This is a genomic window from Confluentibacter citreus (assembly GCF_002807055.1).
Lineage (GTDB): Bacteria > Bacteroidota > Bacteroidia > Flavobacteriales > Flavobacteriaceae > Confluentibacter > Confluentibacter citreus.
Genome location: NZ_NIXN01000001.1, coordinates 731168 through 752974 on the forward strand (window position 1 = coordinate 731168; position 21807 = coordinate 752974).

Here is a 21807-nt window from a genome sequence, read left to right on the forward strand (position 1 = left end):
CTGCATTTTTTTATTCTTCATTTCCCTCATCTTCAACAAGGTCTTCTCCTATGGGTTTGCCGTTTACAATAATATTAGGAAAAATAGATGGGACTATAGATTTTACAGGATTGTAAAGAACAGATTCCTCCGTGTCTTTGTCTGTCACAAACAAAATATTGGCATTCATTTTATCCACTACAATTAAAAACACACTTAATATCAATACGGTTTTTAACCCACCAAAAGCAGCGCCTAAAATTTTATTGAAAAGCCCAAGCATAGCAAAATCGGCTATTTTGGTGAGTGCTTTTCCCGCCAAAGCAATGATCAATACAATAATGACAAAAGTGCCGACAAGCGCCACCATATTAACCGTATTTTCTTCCCACTCGACTCTATCCTTCAAAAAAGAAGCTAAGTAACTACTAAAATGAAATGCCCCATAAATACCAGCAATTAAAGCCACTACCGAAGCCAATTCCACAAAAAAACCGTTTACAAATCCACGCACCAATCCTAAAATTAGTAAGGCAAGTAAAATCAAATCCAAAATACTCATAATGCAAATATTTTATCAAATATAAGTTAACTTTGCAAAAGTTCAACTTTGAAACTTTTTTTAACCTTTTACTTTGCAACTAACGAAATGGCAAGAGACGAACAATTAAAAGAACGCTGGGATTTGGTAGTAAAAAAACTATCCAATCAATTTGCAGATGGGGAAACCTTAGATTTAGATGCCATTATTTACCTTATAGGTGTTCAAGAACTTGGGCAGATAGGTATGACATTTAAAAAAGATCAAAAGCTGGATTTAATGCATATTGCCATTTGCAAGCTATTAAAGCCTTATGGCTATTACGAACTCGATTTTGTAGATGATGAAGGTTGGCCGCACTATAAAGCATTGGCAACTTTGCCACATTTAAAAGCAGGCGAACAATCGGTTTTAATGAAGGAAGCCATTGTTAACTATTTTTTGGAAACGGAGTATATTGATTAGGTTTTGTCATTGACTTCGTCGAATCTTCGATTTCCTGTGCAGGCAGGAATCCATTAACAATTTAGCTTGTCGTTCTAATCAGATTACTTTTTAAAAGATTACTTTGTCGGTTCCCCCTCGTAATGACGAGAATTTAATTAAATTTGCCATCATTTTAGGATGTTATGATAGATAAGATAAAAGAACTTATAGCCGAAGCCGAAGCTTTTACAGCACAATCTAAAGAAGAGATTGAATCTTTCCGAATAAAATATTTAGGAAAAAAAGGATTGCTTAACGAGTATTTTGCTGAGTTTAAAAATGTGGCAAACGACCAAAAAAAGGAATTCGGACAAGTCATTAACGCACTTAAAAAAGCGGCTGAAGACAAAGTCAATGCATTAAAGGAAGAGCTTGAAAGCAAAGAAGTTGTAAAAGGTACTTCTGGTGATTTATCTCGTCCGGGAGATCCTATTCAAATAGGAGCACGTCATCCCATTTCTATTGTAAAAAATCAAATGATTGATATCTTTTCAAATATTGGTTTTAACGTGAGTGAAGGACCAGAAATTGAAGACGATTGGCATAATTTTACGGCATTAAATTTACCAGAATACCATCCAGCACGTGATATGCAGGATACGTTTTTTATTCAAACCAATCCAGATATCTTATTGCGTACGCACACTAGTTCTGTGCAAGTGCGTTACATGGAAAATAACCAACCACCTATTCGCACCATTTCACCAGGGCGCGTTTATAGAAATGAGGCTATTTCGGCACGATCACATTGCTTTTTCCATCAAGTAGAAGGTTTGTACATTGATAAAGATGTGAGTTTCGCCGACTTAAAACAAACATTACAATATTTTACAACCCAAATGTTTGGGAAATCTAAAATACGTTTACGTCCATCCTACTTCCCATTTACGGAACCAAGCGCAGAAATTGATGTGTATTGGGGCTTGGCAACCGAAACAGATTACCGCATTACAAAAGGCACGGGCTGGTTGGAAATTGGAGGTTGCGGTATGGTAGATCCGAATGTTTTGGAGAACTGTAAAATCGATTCTAAAACATATTCTGGTTTTGCTTTTGGTATGGGCATTGACCGTATCGCTATGTTACTTCATCAAATAGGGGATATTCGTTTATTGAGTGAAAATGATGTGAGGTTTTTGGAACAATTTAAATCATCCATATAAAGTATGCTCACTAAACGGACAAAGTATGCCATTAAAACCTTGATATATCTTTATGAAAATGAAGTTGATAACAAACCAGTTTCAGCTAAGTCCATATCAGAGCATGAAAACATACCGTTTAAGTTTTTAGAGAAAATACTCAGAGAATTACGTCAGCACCGCCTTATAAAAAGCGAACGTGGAGCCGTTGGAGGATACCGTTTTTTAAAACCAGCAAATACAATTACAGTTGCAGATATTATGCGAATCATTGATGGCCCCATCGCCCTTATTCCATGTGTTTCAGAGAATTTTTATCAAAAGTGTGATGAATGTATTGATGAAGAAACCTGTAAACTAAGACTCTTATTTAGAGACCTTCGAGATAAAATGCTTCCCGTTCTTGAAGAAACCATTGTAGATTTATCTAAAAAATAAAGTTTAAACAATTAATCCCTACTTATTTGGCAGGAATAATTTAATTTATATATTTGCTAATAAATCATACTAACAAGGTATGATAAGTATAAATTAAAATTATTATGAAGACAAAAAACTTTATTATTCAGCTTACATTCATTTTTGCAGTACAATTTGCTTTTCCTCAACACACTATTTCAGGATATGTTTATGATGAATCAACGAACGAACCTCTATCTGGGGCAAGTATTTTAATAAGAGAGACTACCAATGGTGTTATTACTGGCATTGATGGAAGTTTTAAAATTGATACCAGAGGCACATTGCCCTTATTTCTTGATATTTCTTATTTAGGCTTTGAAAGTAAAGCGGTAGAATTAACAGAATGGATTGATGTAGAGGTTTACTTAAAGCCTAAAAGTGCAGATTTAAATGAAGTGGTTGTGACCGCTAGAAGACGAACAGAAACAGCTCAAAACATACCCATTCCCATATCGATAGTTGGAGGTGCTAAGATAGAAGACGCTGGCGCATTTAACGTAAACTTGGTAAAGGAATTGGTTCCATCAGTGCAACTTTACAGTTCCAATCCACGAAATACGGGGATTAACATTAGAGGTTTGGGTTCTCCATTCGGCCTTACCAACGATGGTCTTGATCCTGGTGTAGGATTCTATGTAGATGGTGTTTATTATGCACGTCCAGCCGTCGCAACATTGGATTTTATTGATATTGATCGTATTGAAGTATTGCGTGGTCCGCAGGGAACACTTTTTGGAAAGAATACCACCGCAGGAGCATTTAATATCACGACTCGAAAAGCAAGTTTCACTCCTGGAGCGAACTTCGAGGTAAGTTATGGTAATTATGGCTTTATTCAAGCCAAAGCTTCAGTAACTGGCGGTATCATTAAAGATAAACTTGCTGTCAGGGTATCTTTTTCAGGAACACAACGGGATGGTAATATTTATAACATCGCCAAAGATGAATACGTTAACGACATCAATAACTTAGGGTTTAGAGGTCAATTACTCTTTGCGCCTAGTGATAAAATAAAAATCACGTTCATTGGTGATAATACCCGACAAAATCCGAACGGGTTTGCACAGGTTGTTGCTGGTGTGGTTCAAACCCAACGTGCTGATTATCGTCAGTTCAATAACATTATTGCTGATCTGAACTATACCTTACCAAGCGCCAATGCTTTTGATAGAGTTATAGACCATGATACCCCTTGGCGATCACTTAACGAATTGGGAGGTGTTTCGCTGAATGCGGATTTTAAATTAGGAAAAGGCACACTTACTTCTACAACAGCTTGGAGATATTGGAATTGGGGACCATCAAATGATAGGGATTTCACTGGATTACAAGCATTGGCGAAATCCCAAAATCCTGCTAAGCATGAAAATTGGTCACAAGAGATTCGCTATGCGGGTGAAATCTCATCTAAACTAAGTGGGGTGGTAGGGTTGTTTTTTATAGACCAAGAAGTGAAAATTGATGGAACTGAAGAATCGGGTTCAGCACAATGGCGTTTTTCACAAAATACCACAAGTTCAAATTGGCAAACACCGGGCTTATTTGAAGGTTATGGGATTAGAACGGATGCCTCCATTAAGTCTTCCAGTGCTGCCGTTTTCGCAAATATAGATTGGGCGGTAACAGATAAGTTACACATATTATCGGGGGTCAGATTTAATTACGATGAAAAAGAAGTATATTACAACAGGATTACTTACGGAGGTTTAGAGACAACTGATCCAGCTTTATTGGCTTTAAAACGCGTGGTATATACTGATCAATTTTTTGAAACGGGCGCAGATGAAAACAACTTTACCTATCAATTGACGGCCTCCTATAAGGTTACCGATAAAATTAATGCCTATGCTACCTACTCCACAAGTTACAAACCAGTGGGGGTAAACGTTGCTGGGTTACCCGTTATTGATGGTGCCGTGGCCGTAGATTTGGGAACCATCAGACCAGAATACGTGAAACATATAGAATTAGGTGTGAAAACATCTCCAGCAAAGAATATTACTTTAAATGCGACTTTCTTTAACACAGATATTGAAGATTACCAAGCGAACGTACAGGCCGCTCAATTAGGGGTTAATAGAGGTTATATTGCCAATGCAGAAAAAGTAAATTCAAAAGGAGCGGAATTGGATGCTAATGTAAGGGTTAACAGTAGTTTGAGTTTTAACTTAGCGGTAACTTATACCGATGCTACATATGAAAAGTTCACCAATGCACCAGTGCCACTAGAAGAGGTTGGCAGCGCTCAAGCCTATAAAGATATTTCTGGTGGTAGATTACCTGGTATTTCTAAATGGGCGGGATCTTTTGGAGGTGAAGTTACTTCTAATAGCACGGATTTTTTAAGTCAAGATGGTAAGTTTTTCTTAGGATTCGATTCCTTTCTTCGTTCAGAATTTTCATCAAGTCCATCACCATCACAATTCTTAAACATACCTGGGTATGGCTTAGTAAATGCTAGGGCAGGATTCCGAGCCATAGAAGGTCTTTCCTTATTTGTTTGGGCACGTAATTTATTGGATAAAGATTATTACGAGCAATTATTAGTTGCTGGAGGTAGTGCAGGACATTATGCAGCAGTATTGGGAGACCCAGGAACGTATGGGTTAACACTTAGATATTCTTTTTAAATAATAATCAAACAAAAATCCCTACTTATTTTGTAGGAATTAAAAAAAATGTATTTTTGCTTAAATTATACTAAAAAGGTATGATAAGGATAAATTAAATAAGCACTTCATGGAAAAAATTAAATTAAAACATATTACACTAGTTATTGTGGCTCTAAAGCTTCTGTTAATTTCTATAGTGCTTATTAAGTATTTACCAAATGCATCCGCAGATGATTTAACATTCAATCAGACCTTTTTTTGGTTTTTGTTAGCGGGTTTTTTGGCGCAGACAGTTGATGGTGCATTGGGTATGGCTTATGGCGTAACGTCCAATTCTGTTTTGCTAGGGTTTGGATTATCACCTAAACTAGCTTCTGCAGCCGTACATACGGCTGAAGTGTTTACTACAGGAGTATCAGGATTGTCCCATATCAGGTTTGGTAATTTTAATAAATCATTGTTTTTAAAGATTGTAGTTCCAGGTGTATTGAGTGCTTCTTTAGGGGCTTTTTTATTGGGGGCGGTTATCGATGGTAATATTATAAAACCCTATGTTAGTACGTATTTACTTATTTTAGGAGTCATTATTTTATTGAAGGCCTTCAAAAAAAGCATAAAAACAGAAACTAATTTAAAAAACGCCTCTATTTATGCAATGTTTGGAGGTTTTTTAGACGCGATTGGTGGCGGTGGTTGGGGGCCTATTGTAACTTCCAATTTAATAAAACAAGGAAATACACCTAGTATCATTATAGGAACGGTAAATACAGCTGAATTTTTTGTGACCTATTTTAGTGCTGGAATTCTAATTTATTTTACTGGCATACAAAGCTGGCAAATTATTCTGGGTCTTATTGTTGGGGGCACATTAGCAGCACCGTTCGGGGCGTATATTGCTAAAAGATTGCCTACTAAAACCATGATGATCATTGTTGGAGTTTTAATCATATTGACATCAATCTATACGCTTTCAAACATTATTTTTTCTTAATAAATTATGGAATAACTTCAACCTAGCATTTTCAAATTTAGAAATGTTTAAATAAAATGACCGATAATTATATCGGTCATTTTATTTAACAATTATTTAACTTCGTTTAGTTCGGTTAAAAACGAACCTTCATTATTTTTGCACCTAAATTTTTTTTATGAACCATAATGTTTGTACTCAAAAGCAAGCCTTAGTTGAAAAGCTAGGGGTTCTTATAGAGAATAAAGAACAATTGGCTCCTGTTGCCGCCCGTATTTTATCTTATATCATATTAACAGGAAAGGTAGGAACAACCTTTGAAGATTTAGTAACAAAACTTTGTGCTAGTAAAAGCACAATTTCTACACATTTAAATCACCTGCAAGATTTAAAGAAAATCGTCTATTTCACGAAGGCGGGAGACCGCAAAAAGTATTTTGTAATGAACAGTGATAACATCATTCAAAACATTGATGCGATTATAGAAACTTGGTCTTTACAAAAACAATTACATATGGAAATCAAAGAATATAAAGAAGCCATGAATTCAAAAACTACTGATGAAACTTCAAAATTCGATTTAGATTTTCATGATAATTATATTCAGTTTTTGGATGAAGCCACCAAGTCCATTTTAGAATTAAAAACAAAAATCACCAATAACATAAGTAAAATCTAACACTATAAAATGAAAAATATCAACCTAAAATCAATAATAATTCCAAGTTTAGCACTGTTTCTGTTAGTAAGTTGTGGAAACAATAATGGAAACCAACAGCAAGCAGCGCAAATGCCGCCTACGTTTCCTGTATCCCAACTGGAAAGTAAAACAGTCACTGGTTTTCAAGAATATCCCACTAATATTGAAGGCATCATAAACAGTCATGTAAGGGCAAAAGTATCTGGATACATCCAAAAAGTATATGTAGATGAAGGCCAGAAAGTACAAAAAGGACAAATCTTGTTTAAATTGGAAACGCAGTCTTTAAGTCAAGACGCTGGTGCGGCCAAAGCACGGATTAATGTTGCCCAAGTGGAGGTTGATAAATTAATTCCTCTGGTAGAAAAAAACATCATCAGCCCAGTGCAATTAGAAACTGCTAAAGCCAATTTAGCACAAGCCAAAGCGAATTATAGCAGTATTTCAGCAAATATTGATTATGCCACGGTAAAAAGTCCTGTTAACGGTTATGTAGGTGCTATTAATTTCAGGGAAGGTTCTTTAGTAAGTCCGAATGATGCGACACCACTAACAACGGTCAGTGATATTCAACAAGTCTATGCGTTTTTTAATTTGAATGAGTCCGATTATTTAAACTTTTTGGAAAATACCATAGGGAAAAATTTAGATGAAAAAATAAAGAATTTTCCAGAGGTGAGTTTATTATTAGCTAACGGAAACACCTATCCTGAAAAAGGTAAAATCCAAACAAGTACAGGGCAAATAAACCGAAATACTGGAACCGTAAGTTTTAGGGCGGTGTTTAATAATCCGAATCAATTATTAACAAATGGTAATAGCGGTAGGATTCAAATTCCTGTAGTTTATGAAAATGCCATAGTGGTGCCTCAAGCGTCAACAATAGATCAACAAGGGCATATATTGCTTTTTAAAGTTGGAGAAAACAACACGGTTATATCTTCATTAATTACTATTAAAGGACGTGTTGATAATCTGTATGTTGTGGAATCAGGCGTAAAAGCAGGCGATAAAATTGTGGTAAATGGAATTGGAAAGTTAAGAAACGATATGCCCATTACGCCACAAAACGTTTCTTTCGATAGTATTGTTAAGCCGATTAGTCCATTATTTAAAAACTAGAACCTTCTCATTATGTTAAAAACATTTATTGAAAGACCTGTACTTTCTACAGTTATTTCTATCATTATATTATTGCTTGGATTTATAAGTATCTCAAGCTTGCCCATAGAACAATATCCAGATATTGCGCCACCAACCATAAAAGTAACAACGTCTTATCCTGGAGCCAATGCAGAGACGGTTTTAGAAAGTGTTATCATTCCCATTGAAGAACAAATAAATGGTGTTGAAGGGATGACCTATATCACGTCTACAGCATCCAATAATGGTGGTGCGGATATCACTGTTTATTTTGACCAGAATGTAGATGCCGATGTCGCCGCAGTAAACGTTCAAAACCGCGTGTCGAGGGCAAATTCTTTATTGCCACAAGAAGTAAAACAAATTGGTGTCATCACTCAAAAGCAGCAAACAAGTGCGTTGATGTTTTTGTCGCTTTATTCAGATAACGAGGATTATGATGCCACATTTATTCAGAATTATTTAAGAATTAATGTCATTCCAGCACTTCAACGAATCAATGGCGTTGGCGATGTGAGTGTGTTTTCGCAACAAGATTATGCGATGCGTATTTGGTTGCAACCTGCGAAATTAGCGGCGCATAATTTAATTCCATCAGATATAACAGAGGTATTAAAAGAACAAAACTTAGAAGCGGCTGCAGGGTCTTTAGGAGAAAATAATGGAGAAGCCTTTTCGTATGTGGTAAAATACAAAGGACGTTTCAAGGAAGAGAAACAATATGCTGATATTGTCGTAAAAGCACTTCCTAATGGTGAGTTGTTGCGTTTAAATGATGTGGCAACTATTGAATTGGACGCACAATCTTATGGTTCTGGAGCAATGAGTTTAGGTAAACCAGCCGTTTTTATGGGCGTTTTTCAAACAAAAGGCTCGAATGCCCAAGAAATTATTGAAAACATAAAAATTACTTTAGATGAGGTTAAAAAAGACTTGCCAAAAGGATTGGATATTTTTATTCCTTACGATACCAGTTTGTTTTTAACGGCATCAATAGATAAAGTAGTCAGTACTTTAGTAGAAGCCTTTCTGTTGGTATTCTTAGTGGTGTTTCTTTTTTTACAGGATTTTAGATCTACTTTAATCCCAGCCATTGCGGTACCAGTATCCATTATTGGAACGTTTTTCTTCTTGAATTTATTTGGGTATTCCATCAATTTACTAACCCTATTTGCCGTTGTTCTAGCTATTGGTATTGTGGTTGATGATGCTATTGTGGTGGTTGAAGCTGTACACTCCAAATTAGATAATGGTGAACAAAACGCTAAAAAGGCCACATTGGAGGCCATGCACGAAATATCTGGAGCCATTATATCCATAACATTGGTTATGGCTGCGGTTTTTATACCAGTAACGTTCGTGGAAGGGCCCACGGGTGTTTTTTATAAACAGTTTGGGGTTACATTAATTATTGCTATTCTTATATCGGCAGTTAATGCTTTAACATTGAGTCCAGCGTTATGTGCATTATTTTTAAAATCCCACAGTGAAGATGAGGAACTAAAAAGTAAAAATCCCATCCAACGTTTTCATGCACTATTTAATCGTGGATTTAATGCTACGGTTCAAAAATATGGAAAATCACTTCAATTTTTATATAAACAAAAATGGATTTCAGCAGTGTTATTACTCATTGCTGTTGTAGGCATCTTTTGGGCCTCTAATACAACGCCTACAGGTTTTGTTCCTAATGAGGATAGAGGGATGATTTTTGCTAATATCGAATTGCCTGCGGGAGCTTCTTTAGACAGAACTAATGAAATAACGCAAGAATTATACAATAAAGCAAATAAAATATCCGGAATTGATGGCTTGTCGTTTGTTAAAGGACGAAGTTTATTAAGCGGTTCTGGGAGCAATTATGCTATTGGATTCTTTAAATTGAAAGATTGGAAAGAGCGTGAAGATCCATCATTGTCTACCACAGCCATCACCGGACAATTGTTTGGTATTGCTTCAACCATTCCGGGAGCGAATATTGTGTTTTTTGCGCCTCCTAGTATCCAAGGATTTGGTAATTCTGCGGGTTTTGAAGTTAATTTACTAGACAAATTTGGAGGTGATTTTACAGCATTGAGTAATTACAATCAAGAGTTTATGGGTGCTTTAATGAAACATCCAGAAATACAATATGCACAGTCGGCTTTCAACACAAACTATCCGCAATATGAAATGGAAGTCAATGTACCTTTAGCGAAGGAGAAGGGTGTTCCCATTAATAGCATTTTTTCTACTTTACAAGGTTATATAGGAGGGGTTTACGCATCAGATTTTTCAAGATTTGGTAAACAATTTCGTGTATATATCCAATCATTACCAGAGGATAGATCAGATGTTAATGCACTAAACAGCATGTATGTTAGAACCAATTCTGGTGAGATGACGCCCATTACCCAGTTCATAACATTAAAGCGTGTTTACGGCCCACAATCGGTAACGCGTTTTAATCTATTTAATTCTGCAACTATAAGTGGCGCTATAAACCCTGGCTATAGTACGGGCGACGCTATTAGGATTATTGAAGAAGAAGCTGCTAAATTACCAAATAATTACACAGTCTCATATTCGGGTTTAACACGTGAAGAAGTGAATGCAGGGAGCCAAACAACGTTCATATTTGTTTTAAGTATTCTGTTTGTTTATTTCTTGTTATGTGCTCAATATGAAAGTTATATTTTGCCACTTGCTGTGGTATTTTCTATACCATTTGGCGTTTTTGGAGCTTACATAAGCACAAAATTTTTAGGTTTGGAAAATAATATTTACTTCCAAATTGCTTTAATCATGCTTATTGGATTATTGGCAAAAAATGCGATTCTTATTGTGGAATTTGCACTTCAAAGAAGGCGTAATGGCGAAAGTATCGTCAATGCTGCTATCAATGGAGCCAAAACACGTTTACGTCCTATTTTGATGACTTCTTTTGCTTTTATTTTAGGATTAATGCCATTAGTACTGGCAAAAGGTGTAGGAGCAGAAGGAAACAAATCGATTGGTACTGGAGCTGCAGGAGGTATGCTAATTGGTACTATTTTAGGTGTATTTGTCATTCCTATTTTATTTATTTTATTTCAATGGTTACAAGAAAAAATTTCAAGTAAACCAGCTATTCAAACCCTTGAAGATTAATACTATGAGATCCATAATAAAAAACAAATTTTTTGGTAAGGCACTACTCATTATTGTTATGGCTTTTACATTGCAAAGTTGTTTTGTAGCCAAAGATTATGAGCGACCAGAGTTGGCAGAAACTCAAAATTTATTCAGAACAGATAACTTGCCTACTGATAGTTTATCGATGGCTGATGTATCATGGAAGACACTATTTACTGATAGGTATTTGAATCAATATATTGAAGAAGGGCTTCAAAACAATATTGATATTCGTGTTGCCATCCAACAGATAATTTCCGCGGAAGCGTATTTCAAACAAGGTAAAGCGGGTTATTTGCCAACCTTAACAGGAAAGGCCACGATGACGCACCAAGAATTGGCTAGAAACAGCCAGTTTGGTTCTTTCTTTAATGGCGCCATCGATCAATATGAATTATCTGGAGCACTTTCTTGGGAAGCTGATATCTGGGGAAAAATAAGAAGCAATAAGCGTGCTTTTCAAGCAGGATATTTGCAAAGTGTCGCAGCACACCAAGCTGTAAAAACACAATTAATATCTAGTATTGCGGCAACCTATTATCAATTATTGGCTTTAGATGCGCAATTAGCCATTACGAAACAAACCATCGCAACGCGCGATAGTAGTGTAGTGACCATAAAAGCTCTAAAAGACGCCGGACAAGTCACCCAAGTGGCGGTCGACCAAAATATTGCGCAGTACAATAATGCCAAAGCCCTTCAAGTGGATTTGGAAGTGGCTATTTTTAGAACTGAAAACACCTTAAGTATTTTATTGGGAAAAGCACCTCAACATTTTGAGAGAAGCGCCATGGATGTTCAAGTTATTGACACCGATTTAAAACTGGGTGTGCCAGCAAACTTATTACGCAATCGCCCCGATGTTATGGCTGCCGAATACGGTTTAATCCAGTCGTTTGAGTTAACCAATGTGGCAAGAAGTAATTTCTATCCGTCATTAACATTAACGGGTTCTGGTGGTTTTCAAAGTTTGGACTTGGATGAGTTGCTTAGTGCCAATTCATTATTTGCCACTTTGGTTGGTGGGTTAACCCAACCTATTTTCAATCAGCGACGTATTAAAACGCAAAACGAAGTCGCAAAAGCACAACAAGAACAAGCGTTGTTGAACTTCAAAAAATCACTTTTAGTGGCTGGAAATGAAGTATCTAATGCCTTATATACTTATAATGCGGAAACTAAAAAGTTTGAGTACAGAAAAAATGAAGTAGAGGCTTTGCGAAATGCAGAAAGCAATTCCGAAGAGTTATTAAAAAACGGTTATGCCAATTATTTAGATTTATTAACGGCAAGACAAAGTGAGTTAAGTGCCGAATTAAATGTTATAGACAGTAAATTACAGCAATTATTATCAGTTGTTAATTTATATGAAGCACTAGGCGGCGGCTGGAAATAAAAATTGAATGATGATTGATAAATCTGAACTTTTAGAATGTTCCATTACAAACTTTACAAAGTTTGGTAGCAAGAGTTTCACTTTGGATGAACTTGCTAGTGAAATGGGCATGTCTAAAAAAACGATTTACAATTATTTCAAGAATAAAGAAGATTTAGTATCGGAAAGTTTGGCGTTTTTAATTGAAAAAATCAAACATGATATGGATTCTGCTTTACTTCAGCAAACAGACCCGATTGTTAAGATTATAGAAATTTATAGAATTGGATTTGATTATTTTAAATGTTTTAAACCTTCATTTATATTCGGATTGAAAAAATATTATCCGAAAGCAAGTGAGGTGTTTGAAACGTTTAGAAACCACATTGTTTTTGATAAAGTTTATAGTTTATTGGTGGAAGCGAAACATAATGAATCCATTAGAAAGGATGTTGATTTAAAATTGGTTTGCGAATTATACTTTTTAAGAATAGATAGTATAGCTTACAGAATAAATAATTTATTTGAAACATACAGCAATGAAGCTTTATTGCAGCATTTAATAATTCATAATTTGAAAGGTATTTCGAGTGCAAATTACACCAATTCTTATTTTGAATAATTCGTTTATTTTTGCGGTATGAAAAATGACATCCAAATCCCAAAAGTTGAAGGCGTTTATATTGCCGTCGTTTACGAATACAATGATATTTATAAAACCAATGATTGGAATGCTTACATAATAAATGATAAAGAAGTCGATTTAGACATGGTACTTATTGTTACCACTGGCTATAATGAAGAAAAAATCACTTCTACATTTAGGAAAAAGTTGGATGTATTGCCTAAAAAAAGTTATGCTAAAATCGAGTTGATGCAAGAAGACTTGTTTGCTTTAAATAATACGTTTAAAGTATCTTATTTTGAAGGAAACAAGACGTTTGATAAAACGTATGTGTTTAGAAAAAACACCATTAATTTAAAAGCGTTGCAACCCATTCCTTTAATGGAAGTGAGAGGTGTTTTGGTGAAATAAAGCCCCATTGTCTTGCAGACATTTCCCCAAAGGGGAAAAGGATTGCGAGTTCTCCTCCTTTGGAGGAGTTAGAGGAGGCTTTTTTAATCCAACTTCTCCGTCAACTTTTTAAACACTTTTTTCGGATTTTTATTTTCATATAAAATCTCATAAACCGCATCTATAATTGGCAGTTTAGTTTTTTGCTTGTTCTTTTCATTTAGCAAATGGGCACTTTTGGTCGCGTAATACCCTTCGGCAACCATGCTCATTTCCATCATCGCCGATTTTACCGTATAGCCTTTCCCAATCATATTGCCAAACATGCGATTTCTGGAAAAGATGGAGTAGCCCGTCACCAACAAATCACCCAAATAAGCCGAATTGTTAATGTTGCGTTTCATTTTATGCATTTTCCTAATAAAGCGTTTCATTTCACGTATGGAGTTGCTCATTAACACGCTCTGGAAATTATCACCATAACCCAATCCGTGGGCAATTCCGGCTGCAATAGCGTAAATATTTTTTAGCATGACGGCATATTCCACGCCAATAATATCATCACTTATCTTGGTTTTTATATAATCGCTTGATAAGTTTTTGGCAATAGCTTTCGCTTTACGGGCATCTGAACAGGAAATCGTTAGATATGATAAACGCTCCAAAGCCACCTCTTCGGCATGGCAAGGACCGGCAATAACAGCAATATTATCATAAGGCACGTTGTAAAATTCATGGAAATGCTCGCCCACCAATAATCCGGTTTCGGGCATAATGCCTTTAACGGCAGAGACAATGGTTTTTTTGGAAATATCAACAGTCAGTTTTTCCAATTCGCTATGCATAAACGCAGACGGAATCACAAAAATGAGCACATCGGCATAATTGGCCATCTCATTAATATCATTACTAAGTTTCAGTTGCTCTAAATGAAACTCCACAGAACTTAAATAATTAGGATTATGTTGTTCGCGCAACAAATGCTCTTTGGTAGAGACACTTCGCATATACCAACCCACTTCATTTAAATTTTCACAAAGCATTTTTACAATAGCCGTAGCCCAACTACCAGCACCAAAAACAGCATATTTTAAAGGCGTTTCCATAAAATAGTTTAATTCACAATGCTTCAAAAATACATAAAATATTGTTGAGAGGCAGATGAAGTCATTATTAACGAAAAATTTTTGGCACGCGTTTTGAAAACCATTATATATTAACACTTAAAATGTTTGATTATGAAGACTGTAAAACTACTTTTTAGCTTTGCCTTGGCGACAACCATTTTTACATCTTGTACTACCGATGTTATAGTTGATGATTATCATCCATCCCAGCCAAGTATATCTGTAAACCAATTATTAAATTCTTATGAATTGTGGTATGTAGATATCAATAGAACATTAGGTTATGGAACTACACCTTTTTTACAAAAGGCATTTACCTTATCGTTTAGAAACGGGGTTCTTTTTGCAAATAACAATTTAGTTGGTATAGGGTCTAGCGGAAATGGCTATGGTATAGATGTAGCGAGTTACGATGCTTATAATATGATTTTAGATGTTTACCATGATATTGATGGGTTTGAAACGTTTGATGTGTATCAAATAGATAATAACACCATAGAATTATATAACCCAAATAATGATACATCCTACTTTTTGGATGGCTACCAACGTAGCAATTTTGATTACGATTTTGTGTTTTATGACAACATTCATTATTTCTTGCAAGAATACGAAGCTTGGGAAAAAACATATACCAGTAATTTTGGAGCCATCAATGAATTTGACAATGAGCATTATTTACAGTTTTTAGCCGGTGGAAATGACTCTGAGTTTAGAAGTTCTCAAGATCCCAATGGCACAAACATTAATAATTTGTATTGGGATTATACAGGACTGTATGGTGTTGGAAATGTTAGTGGTGACTTCTATTTAAAAACTTTAACATTAGATTATGATTTCTTCGACAATGAACATTTTGAATTGAGCGTTATTAATGATGGGAAGATAGAGTTATATCACCCACGTTCTGGAACGGTATATGAGTTTGTTGGTAGAGGATATATACAATACCTAAAAGAAAGTAATACAAAAGGTAAAACGGCGACGGAAAAAGAGAAGTTGCGTAAGTTTAGAGAAGATAAAGTTGATAACCCAAGAGAGAGTACACGGGTTAAATTATAGATTTTTGGTTGGTTATTTAGTTTGGAAACCGTTTAAAGATATTATTTCTTTAGGCGGTTTCTTATTTTTAGGTTTGTTTAACGTTTTTGTATATGAAAAGTTGCGTGTTTGGTGGCGAGGATTTTCCGAAGGAAAATCAAAAGCTAGCAAACACGCAACCAACTTTGTGTTAGCTAAAACTAGCAATTTTTTATATACGGTGTTGTAAACAGTGCTTTTTTATAATTCTAGATTATTGTCCGCAATATATTTATCAAGTCTTTTTGTGAAATCATCATTATTGGCGGACACTAACACCAATCCAGTTTTATCAAATCCGTACCAAAAGAAGTAATTTTCTTTCTCAAATGATTTGTTTAGAAATTCATCTCGGTACGTGTATTTGAGTAAAACTATAAGCCTTAAATCATCTTCGATTCCATTTAAATCAATTGAGTTTCCACTCCTAAGTTTTATTTCAACTCCTCCAGAAATCGCAGGTGTAATATCAAAATTTTCAAGAGAACTTTCCATTTTTATATGTTCTGTTATATTCTTTTTGTCTTTTGATATTCCGATTACAGCATTGGCATTAAAATCTTTGGCGGTTCTCTTCCCTAAATTTCTATAGCCAAATAATATTCCATACTGATTTCCTGGTAAGGATGGTTTCTTTTCTAAAGTAGCAACAACTTCAACTTCTGGTTTTTCTAATTCAAATCTTTGCTTTTCAAGCTTTAGTTGTTCGCTCACTTTTTGTTCAAATATTTCTGTTTGTTTAAGTGTTTTTTTAAATATTTTTAGCTGTTCGGTCAAATCATTTTCAACACCACTAAGAGCTGTACTTAATTTTGTTACGCTATCATTAATCACTGAAAGTCTTTCTAGGTTACCATTAATATTCTGTATTATTAACTCAGTATTTTCTTTGGTTTTGGAAAGCGACTCAGCCTGTTCTTTCGAATCTTTGTCTTTTACAACTTCGCCTCTAATAGAGAAAAATAATCCACTTAGAATTAATAGTGAACCAACTATAATTAAAAAAACTTTATCTGTTTTATTATTTGCAAAATCCAATATGTAAGCAGTAATTGCTAAAACTGCTGTTATTATAGATGCTATTATTACATATTTCATTTAATTTTTTTATTTATAGTTATGCATTTCGGCATTGTTTACAACTTTTAAGATATGGATAGTTTTAATTATCTATATCGGTAGTTAAACGAAGTTAGAATTTTTTTCTCACAAAGTCAAGCATCATATAACAAATAGCATTTCCTCTTTTTGTATTACTAAGATTTATTATACCTTTATTTCAGCAGAAATATTAACATGCCATACCAAGCAGATTCACCAGACCATTATATCAGTCAACTTCCAGAAGACAGTAAAGACCCTATTAGTAAATTAAGAAAGGTAATAAAAGATAATTTGCCAAAAGGTTTTGAAGAAGGCATGAGTTATGGCATGATTGGTTATTATGTGCCACATGCACTGTATCCAAAAGGGTATCATTGCGACCCAAAACTACCATTGCCTTTTTTGAGCATTGCGTCACAAAAAAATGCCATTAGTTTTTATCACATGGGCATTTATGCCAAACCTGAATTGCATGATTGGTTTGTGGCTGAATTTCCTAAACACTGTAAGCGCAAACTAGATATGGGCAAAAGCTGTATTCGTTTTAAATATGTTGATGACATTCCTTATGAACTATTAGCAGAATTATGCAAAAAAATGACCCCAGAAGAATGGATTTCCATTTATGAAAAAGCATTTAAAAAAGAATAAAAGCACCTATTGGAATATATACAAATTCTTCAGTCATTTCATTTATCAATCTTTCAATGGTTAAGCATTGGCTTAGCGGGTATTTTATTAGGGGCTTCAAAATCTGGGATTAAAGGCATTGGTATTGTTATCATCTTAATATTGGCATTTGTTTTTGGTGAAAAGGCATCCACTGGTGTTTTGCTTCCTATGTTGGTGTGCGCTGATATTTTAGCGGTTATTTATTATAATCGACATGTTCAATGGAAATATATTGTTAAGCTATTACCATTTATGGTCATTGGCGTATTGGTGGGTGTTTGGTTGGGTAATGATATTTCTGAGCTGGTTTTTAAAAGAATTATGGCAATCATCATCATACTTTCTGTGTTGGTTATGGTATATACAGAAAACCGAAAAACCAGTATCCCTAATAATAGATTATTTGCTTATAGCTCTGGTTTTATGGCAGGCGTTGCCAGTATGATTGGTAATTTGGCCGGCCCCATTGCCGACATTTATTTTTTAGCCATTAGGTTACCAAAAAATGAGTTTATAGGCACTGGTGCCTGGTTGTTTTTTATCATCAATGTATTTAAATTGCCCTTTCATATATTTGTTTGGAACACCATAAATGTGGAAACATTGGTGTTGAATTCGGTTTTGGTTCCAGCGGTGGTTATTGGGTTTTTTATAGGGGCTTACATTGTTAAACTAATTTCGAATGTTAACTACAGACGTTTTATTTTTATTGTAACCGGTATTGGAGCTATTATTTTATTATTAAGATAATGAGTAGTTTACAAATCAAATCAATTTTTTATTATCTTTATGTGTCTAACCAAAAAACCAAAAAATTATGTCTGACGAAAAAAATTTAAACGACGATTTCAACGAGGCAGTAAATGATGCTAAAGAAAGTGCCAAGGATTTTGGCCATGAGGCTGAAAAAACATTAAGTGATGCCAAAAATGTCGCAATTATTGCCCATATCACGTTAATAGGTTGGATAATAGCCCTAGTTATGAATAGTAATAAAAAATCAGCATTTGGGTCGTTTTACATCAGGCAAATGTTAGGTTTTATTATCTTATCCTTTGTAGGCTTTATACCAATTATTGGCTGGGTTTTCTCATTAGTGCTTTTTGTGGCTTGGATAATGAGTTTAGTAACCGCAGCTGGTGGAACCATGAAGCCTTCCTTTTTATTAGGAAATCAGTTCCAAGAGTGGTTTAAGTCCATATAAAGCGGTATTAGTTAGCCATCTAAAAATTTAAACCCCCAATTATTTTTCTAGATTATAATCCAATGGGACTAAGTCGCCAATGCGTTGATTTGCCATATACCCTGCAAACTCAACCTTTGTTGAATTGGAAAAATTCCCATACTTATCTATTAGAATCTCAGAAACATTTAGTTTCATGGTAGAGCGTTCCTTATTATGAAGAATGGTGATTGGCTTTTTTAAAGTAAGTTTTTTTAAATCTGGATGTTCACTTGGAGAAATTATGATGAGGTCACTTGGAGGCACTAGAAATTTTTTATCAAAAATCTGGTAGCCCTTGGTATTTAATTCGTCGTTGTATATGGCTCTTATAAATTCTAGAACAGAGCCTTTATAAGCTTTGTCTCTATTCCTTTTAGCAGTTCGCTCATTGAAATTTTCAAGATTTTTATAAAAAACAGAGCCTTCGTAGATGACGGTCTTTACATCGTAAATTTCATATTCTTCAGTCACTTTCACATTTATAAAATCAATTTCAAACACATTTATATCATAAGACACTTCATATTGCAGACTGTTATTTCGAAAAATAATAGGAGTTTTTGAGCTCACGTTCAATTTTCGCTGATTTTTAAAATATCGTAAAACCAAATCGTCTTCATTTAATATGTTGCAGGAATTTGCAAACGTTGAATTACCTAAAAATTCCCTTCTAAAAATTTTTAGTTTTTGTTCTCTGGTTAATCCGTCGTCAGCACTTATAACGACTTCGTCTAACGAATCAAAAGATTCCTTTAATAAAACAGTGATATTGTTTTGAGATCTATAATTTGAAATAATTTCTTTTTGATAACCTAAATAAGAGATTATTAAGACGGATTGTATGGCATCATTATATGAAATAGTAAACCTGCCTTGGGCATTTGTGGATGTTCCAATAGTTGTATTATCAAAATATATGGAAACAGATTCAAGAGGTTGTTGGGTTTTAAAATCAAGGACGGTACCAGTAACGGTTTGCGAATGGCATAGAAAGACGCTAATTAAAAAGATCAAAAAAGTGAAAACAGAGTGTCTCATTATTAGCTTAAATAAATACCAATATAGTAAAAAAAGAATAATTAAGGGATTTTCTTATAAGTAATGGATGAAGTTGAAATTAACCTTCTGTGTTTTCCACAAACTTACGTTCCAATTCCGCTTGAAATTCTTCCATAACGGGACGTACGGTACTTTCTGGCAAGTCGGCTATTTTAATGTACATTAAGCCATCAACGGCATTATTAAATAAAGGATCGACGTTAAAAGCGACTAAGCGAGCGTTTTGCTTAATGTATTTTTTAAGTAATACTGGTAAGCGCAGTGCGCCTGGTTCTATTTCATCAATAATCTTGTCGAATTTGTTTAAATCGGCTTCGGTTTCATCAAAAACAAAATCCTTATCGGCATCCTTAAGTTTTACTTTAAATTCTTTTTTAGGATGCACATATTGGGCAATATAAGGGTCGTAATAATGAGATTTCATAAACTCAATCATCAACGATTTTGAGAAATTTGAAAATTGATTGCTAATGCTGACTCCGCCAATTAAAAATTTATGTTCTGGATATCTCAACGTAATATGCACAATGCCTTTCCAAAGTAAAAATAAAGGCATGGGTTTTTGTTGGTAATCTTTAATGATAAAAGCACGACCCATTTCTATGGATTGGCTCATCATTTTATAAAGTTCAGGTTCAAACCTAAATAAGTCCTGCAAATAAAAACCATTGATGCCGTAGCGTTCAAAAATTTTAGAACCTAAGCCCATTCTGTAAGCACCCGCGATTAATTTACTATCATTATCCCAAAGGAACATATGGTGATAATAGGTGTCAAATGCATCTAAATCTATGGATTCATTAGTGCCTTCACCCACCTCTCTAAAGGTAATTTCACGTAACCTGCCAATTTCCCTTAAAATATTTGGGATATCGTCGGGTTTGGCAAAAAACACCTCATAGTTTTTACTCTGTAAAAGTCTAGAATCATTTTTGCGTAGACCTTCAACTTCTTTTTCCATAATCTCCACATTTACTGGAGTCACGATTCTTTTCGGAATTTTAGGTGTTTTTAAAGTTGAGGAGATATTGTCTAAAATTTTTGATTTGTCTTCAAAAACATTAGAAAGCATATAGGTTTTTCGTCTTAAAAATTCTGAAAATTCGTCAAGTGACGTGTATTCTTTTTGATCGGCGACCGAGATAGGTTTACCAATTCTAACTTTTATAACCCGACGTTTTTGTGATAATACTTCCGAAGGTAATTTAGCCGTTCGTAAAGTATCACTGATTTTGGAAAGTTTATAAAATAAGCGGCTGTTTTTAGCATGAAAGTAAATAGGAACCACAGGCACTTCGGCTTTTTTTACCAGTTTCATGGCAGCCTCTTCCCAAGGCCTATCAATTACTAATTTGCCATCTCTATAGGTAGATACTTCTCCTGCAGGGAAAAGACCTAGTGGATGTCCATTTTTTAAATGAAGAATAGAGTTTTTAAACCCAGAGATACTTGATTTTGCGTCCTTTCTATCCTCAAAAGGATTTACAGGCATAATATATGGCTTCATCGGCTCTATACGATGCAATAAAAAATTGGCAATGATTTTAAAATCCTTACGCTGTTCTAACATTAATTTTAAAAGCAAAATGCCATCAATGCCACCAAGAGGGTGGTTAGATACCGTGATGTAAGCACCATCTTTTGGTAAGCGCTTTAAATCTTCTTCAGGGATTTCAAATTTAATTTGGAATTCATCTAAAATACTATCCAGAAATTCAACATCTTTAAGATGCATATTTCTTCTGTAGAATTTGTTGATTGTAGATATTTTTAACACCTTCATTAATATCCAACCAATAAACGTTCCTATAAAACCATAGTTATCAACGTTTATGACTTTGGCTATTTCTTTTGCCGAAACTAAACCTATATCTTCTTTTTTAGACATGCCACAAACCTAATCATTTTTTTTCATTTTTCTCACTTTTTGGAGCTGCACTACGTTAGTTTTAATTCTAAAAA

Annotated in this window: 20 protein-coding genes; 15 read left to right on the forward strand and 5 right to left on the reverse strand. The window is 34.7% G+C overall.

Annotated elements, in window-relative coordinates; translation table 11 throughout:
- Positions 1-10 precede the first annotated feature (10 nt).
- Positions 11-541 carry a CvpA family protein gene (locus CDH49_RS03190; RefSeq protein WP_100613866.1) on the reverse strand — a complete coding sequence of 177 codons (531 nt, stop codon included), beginning with the start codon at positions 539-541 and terminating at the stop codon, positions 11-13.
- Between the two features lie 87 nt (positions 542-628).
- Between CDH49_RS03190 and CDH49_RS03195 the strand changes: the two genes are divergently transcribed.
- The 11 genes from CDH49_RS03195 (at position 629) to CDH49_RS03245 (ending at position 13599) form a co-directional block, all read left to right on the forward strand.
- Positions 629-985: a hypothetical protein gene (locus tag CDH49_RS03195; RefSeq protein ID WP_100614472.1), complete on the forward strand. Its 357-nt coding sequence runs from the start codon at positions 629-631 to the stop codon at positions 983-985.
- A gap of 164 nt (positions 986-1149) precedes the next feature.
- Positions 1150-2169, forward strand: coding sequence for a phenylalanine--tRNA ligase subunit alpha (gene pheS, locus CDH49_RS03200; protein ID WP_100613868.1), 1020 nt, complete (start codon positions 1150-1152; stop codon positions 2167-2169).
- A 3-nt stretch (positions 2170-2172) separates the two neighbouring features.
- Positions 2173-2586 (forward strand): RrF2 family transcriptional regulator, encoded by a 414-nt coding sequence (locus tag CDH49_RS03205; protein WP_100613870.1) that lies wholly within the window; start codon positions 2173-2175, stop codon positions 2584-2586.
- A 104-nt stretch (positions 2587-2690) separates the two neighbouring features.
- A complete protein-coding gene (locus tag CDH49_RS03210) occupies positions 2691-5240 on the forward strand; it encodes a TonB-dependent receptor (protein ID WP_100613872.1) in 2550 nt (849 codons plus the stop codon).
- 109 nt (positions 5241-5349) lie between these two features.
- Positions 5350-6213 (forward strand): sulfite exporter TauE/SafE family protein, encoded by an 864-nt coding sequence (locus CDH49_RS03215; protein ID WP_100613874.1) that lies wholly within the window; start codon positions 5350-5352, stop codon positions 6211-6213.
- Positions 6214-6370: 157 nt separating this feature from the next.
- Positions 6371-6871 (forward strand): GbsR/MarR family transcriptional regulator, encoded by a 501-nt coding sequence (locus CDH49_RS03220; RefSeq protein WP_100613876.1) that lies wholly within the window; start codon positions 6371-6373, stop codon positions 6869-6871.
- A 9-nt stretch (positions 6872-6880) separates the two neighbouring features.
- On the forward strand, positions 6881-8014 hold the full coding sequence (locus CDH49_RS03225; RefSeq protein WP_100613878.1) for an efflux RND transporter periplasmic adaptor subunit: 1134 nt from the start codon (positions 6881-6883) through the stop codon (positions 8012-8014).
- Between the two features lie 12 nt (positions 8015-8026).
- On the forward strand, positions 8027-11164 hold the full coding sequence (locus tag CDH49_RS03230; protein WP_100613880.1) for an efflux RND transporter permease subunit: 3138 nt from the start codon (positions 8027-8029) through the stop codon (positions 11162-11164).
- Positions 11165-11168: 4 nt separating this feature from the next.
- Positions 11169-12584, forward strand: coding sequence for an efflux transporter outer membrane subunit (locus CDH49_RS03235; protein WP_100613882.1), 1416 nt, complete (start codon positions 11169-11171; stop codon positions 12582-12584).
- A 7-nt stretch (positions 12585-12591) separates the two neighbouring features.
- Entirely contained in the window at positions 12592-13185 is a 594-nt protein-coding gene (locus CDH49_RS03240; RefSeq protein WP_239970561.1) for a TetR/AcrR family transcriptional regulator, read from the forward strand.
- An 18-nt stretch (positions 13186-13203) separates the two neighbouring features.
- Positions 13204-13599, forward strand: coding sequence for a hypothetical protein (locus tag CDH49_RS03245; protein ID WP_100613886.1), 396 nt, complete (start codon positions 13204-13206; stop codon positions 13597-13599).
- An 83-nt stretch (positions 13600-13682) separates the two neighbouring features.
- Here the strand turns inward: CDH49_RS03245 and CDH49_RS03250 are convergent, their stop codons facing one another.
- Positions 13683-14684, reverse strand: coding sequence for an NAD(P)H-dependent glycerol-3-phosphate dehydrogenase (locus tag CDH49_RS03250; protein ID WP_100613888.1), 1002 nt, complete (start codon positions 14682-14684; stop codon positions 13683-13685).
- Between the two features lie 132 nt (positions 14685-14816).
- Here CDH49_RS03250 and CDH49_RS03255 point away from each other — a divergent pair, with 132 nt between their 5' ends.
- Positions 14817-15767 (forward strand): nicotinic acid mononucleotide adenyltransferase, encoded by a 951-nt coding sequence (locus tag CDH49_RS03255; protein ID WP_100613890.1) that lies wholly within the window; start codon positions 14817-14819, stop codon positions 15765-15767.
- 219 nt (positions 15768-15986) lie between these two features.
- Here the strand turns inward: CDH49_RS03255 and CDH49_RS03265 are convergent, their stop codons facing one another.
- Complete coding sequence (locus tag CDH49_RS03265; RefSeq protein ID WP_157805269.1) at positions 15987-16883, reverse strand: hypothetical protein; 897 nt, start codon at positions 16881-16883, stop codon at positions 15987-15989.
- Between the two features lie 198 nt (positions 16884-17081).
- Here CDH49_RS03265 and CDH49_RS03270 point away from each other — a divergent pair, with 198 nt between their 5' ends.
- From CDH49_RS03270 to CDH49_RS03280, 3 genes are all read left to right on the forward strand, one after another.
- A complete protein-coding gene (locus tag CDH49_RS03270; protein ID WP_100613895.1) occupies positions 17082-17540 on the forward strand; it encodes a DUF1801 domain-containing protein in 459 nt (152 codons plus the stop codon).
- A gap of 9 nt (positions 17541-17549) precedes the next feature.
- A complete protein-coding gene (locus CDH49_RS03275; protein ID WP_100613896.1) occupies positions 17550-18311 on the forward strand; it encodes a sulfite exporter TauE/SafE family protein in 762 nt (253 codons plus the stop codon).
- Between the two features lie 67 nt (positions 18312-18378).
- On the forward strand, positions 18379-18765 hold the full coding sequence (locus tag CDH49_RS03280; RefSeq protein WP_239970562.1) for a YtxH domain-containing protein: 387 nt from the start codon (positions 18379-18381) through the stop codon (positions 18763-18765).
- Positions 18766-18804: 39 nt separating this feature from the next.
- Here CDH49_RS03280 and CDH49_RS03285 read toward each other — a convergent pair whose 3' ends face one another.
- Entirely contained in the window at positions 18805-19824 is a 1020-nt protein-coding gene (locus CDH49_RS03285; protein WP_100613898.1) for a carboxypeptidase-like regulatory domain-containing protein, read from the reverse strand.
- A 79-nt stretch (positions 19825-19903) separates the two neighbouring features.
- The gene (locus CDH49_RS03290) at positions 19904-21733 is read right to left on the reverse strand and encodes a GNAT family N-acyltransferase (protein ID WP_162296708.1); all 1830 of its coding nucleotides are present in this window, start codon (positions 21731-21733) and stop codon (positions 19904-19906) included.
- Positions 21734-21807 lie beyond the last annotated feature (74 nt).

Coding starts and splice junctions, on each gene's coding strand:
- CDH49_RS03210 (WP_100613872.1), top strand. CDS start 2,691: ATGAAGACAAAAAACTTTATTATTCAGCTTACATTCATTTTTGCAGTA.
- CDH49_RS03245 (WP_100613886.1), top strand. CDS start 13,204: ATGAAAAATGACATCCAAATCCCAAAAGTTGAAGGCGTTTATATTGCC.
- CDH49_RS03280 (WP_239970562.1), top strand. CDS start 18,379: ATGTCTGACGAAAAAAATTTAAACGACGATTTCAACGAGGCAGTAAAT.
- CDH49_RS03220 (WP_100613876.1), top strand. CDS start 6,371: ATGAACCATAATGTTTGTACTCAAAAGCAAGCCTTAGTTGAAAAGCTA.
- CDH49_RS03235 (WP_100613882.1), top strand. CDS start 11,169: ATGAGATCCATAATAAAAAACAAATTTTTTGGTAAGGCACTACTCATT.
- CDH49_RS03215 (WP_100613874.1), top strand. CDS start 5,350: ATGGAAAAAATTAAATTAAAACATATTACACTAGTTATTGTGGCTCTA.
- CDH49_RS03205 (WP_100613870.1), top strand. CDS start 2,173: ATGCTCACTAAACGGACAAAGTATGCCATTAAAACCTTGATATATCTT.
- CDH49_RS03240 (WP_239970561.1), top strand. CDS start 12,592: ATGATGATTGATAAATCTGAACTTTTAGAATGTTCCATTACAAACTTT.
- pheS (WP_100613868.1), top strand. CDS start 1,150: ATGATAGATAAGATAAAAGAACTTATAGCCGAAGCCGAAGCTTTTACA.
- CDH49_RS03265 (WP_157805269.1), bottom strand. CDS start 16,883: ATGAAATATGTAATAATAGCATCTATAATAACAGCAGTTTTAGCAATT.
- CDH49_RS03250 (WP_100613888.1), bottom strand. CDS start 14,684: ATGGAAACGCCTTTAAAATATGCTGTTTTTGGTGCTGGTAGTTGGGCT.
- CDH49_RS03195 (WP_100614472.1), top strand. CDS start 629: ATGGCAAGAGACGAACAATTAAAAGAACGCTGGGATTTGGTAGTAAAA.
- CDH49_RS03190 (WP_100613866.1), bottom strand. CDS start 541: ATGAGTATTTTGGATTTGATTTTACTTGCCTTACTAATTTTAGGATTG.
- CDH49_RS03255 (WP_100613890.1), top strand. CDS start 14,817: ATGAAGACTGTAAAACTACTTTTTAGCTTTGCCTTGGCGACAACCATT.
- CDH49_RS03285 (WP_100613898.1), bottom strand. CDS start 19,824: ATGAGACACTCTGTTTTCACTTTTTTGATCTTTTTAATTAGCGTCTTT.
- CDH49_RS03270 (WP_100613895.1), top strand. CDS start 17,082: ATGCCATACCAAGCAGATTCACCAGACCATTATATCAGTCAACTTCCA.
- CDH49_RS03225 (WP_100613878.1), top strand. CDS start 6,881: ATGAAAAATATCAACCTAAAATCAATAATAATTCCAAGTTTAGCACTG.
- CDH49_RS03230 (WP_100613880.1), top strand. CDS start 8,027: ATGTTAAAAACATTTATTGAAAGACCTGTACTTTCTACAGTTATTTCT.
- CDH49_RS03290 (WP_162296708.1), bottom strand. CDS start 21,733: ATGTCTAAAAAAGAAGATATAGGTTTAGTTTCGGCAAAAGAAATAGCC.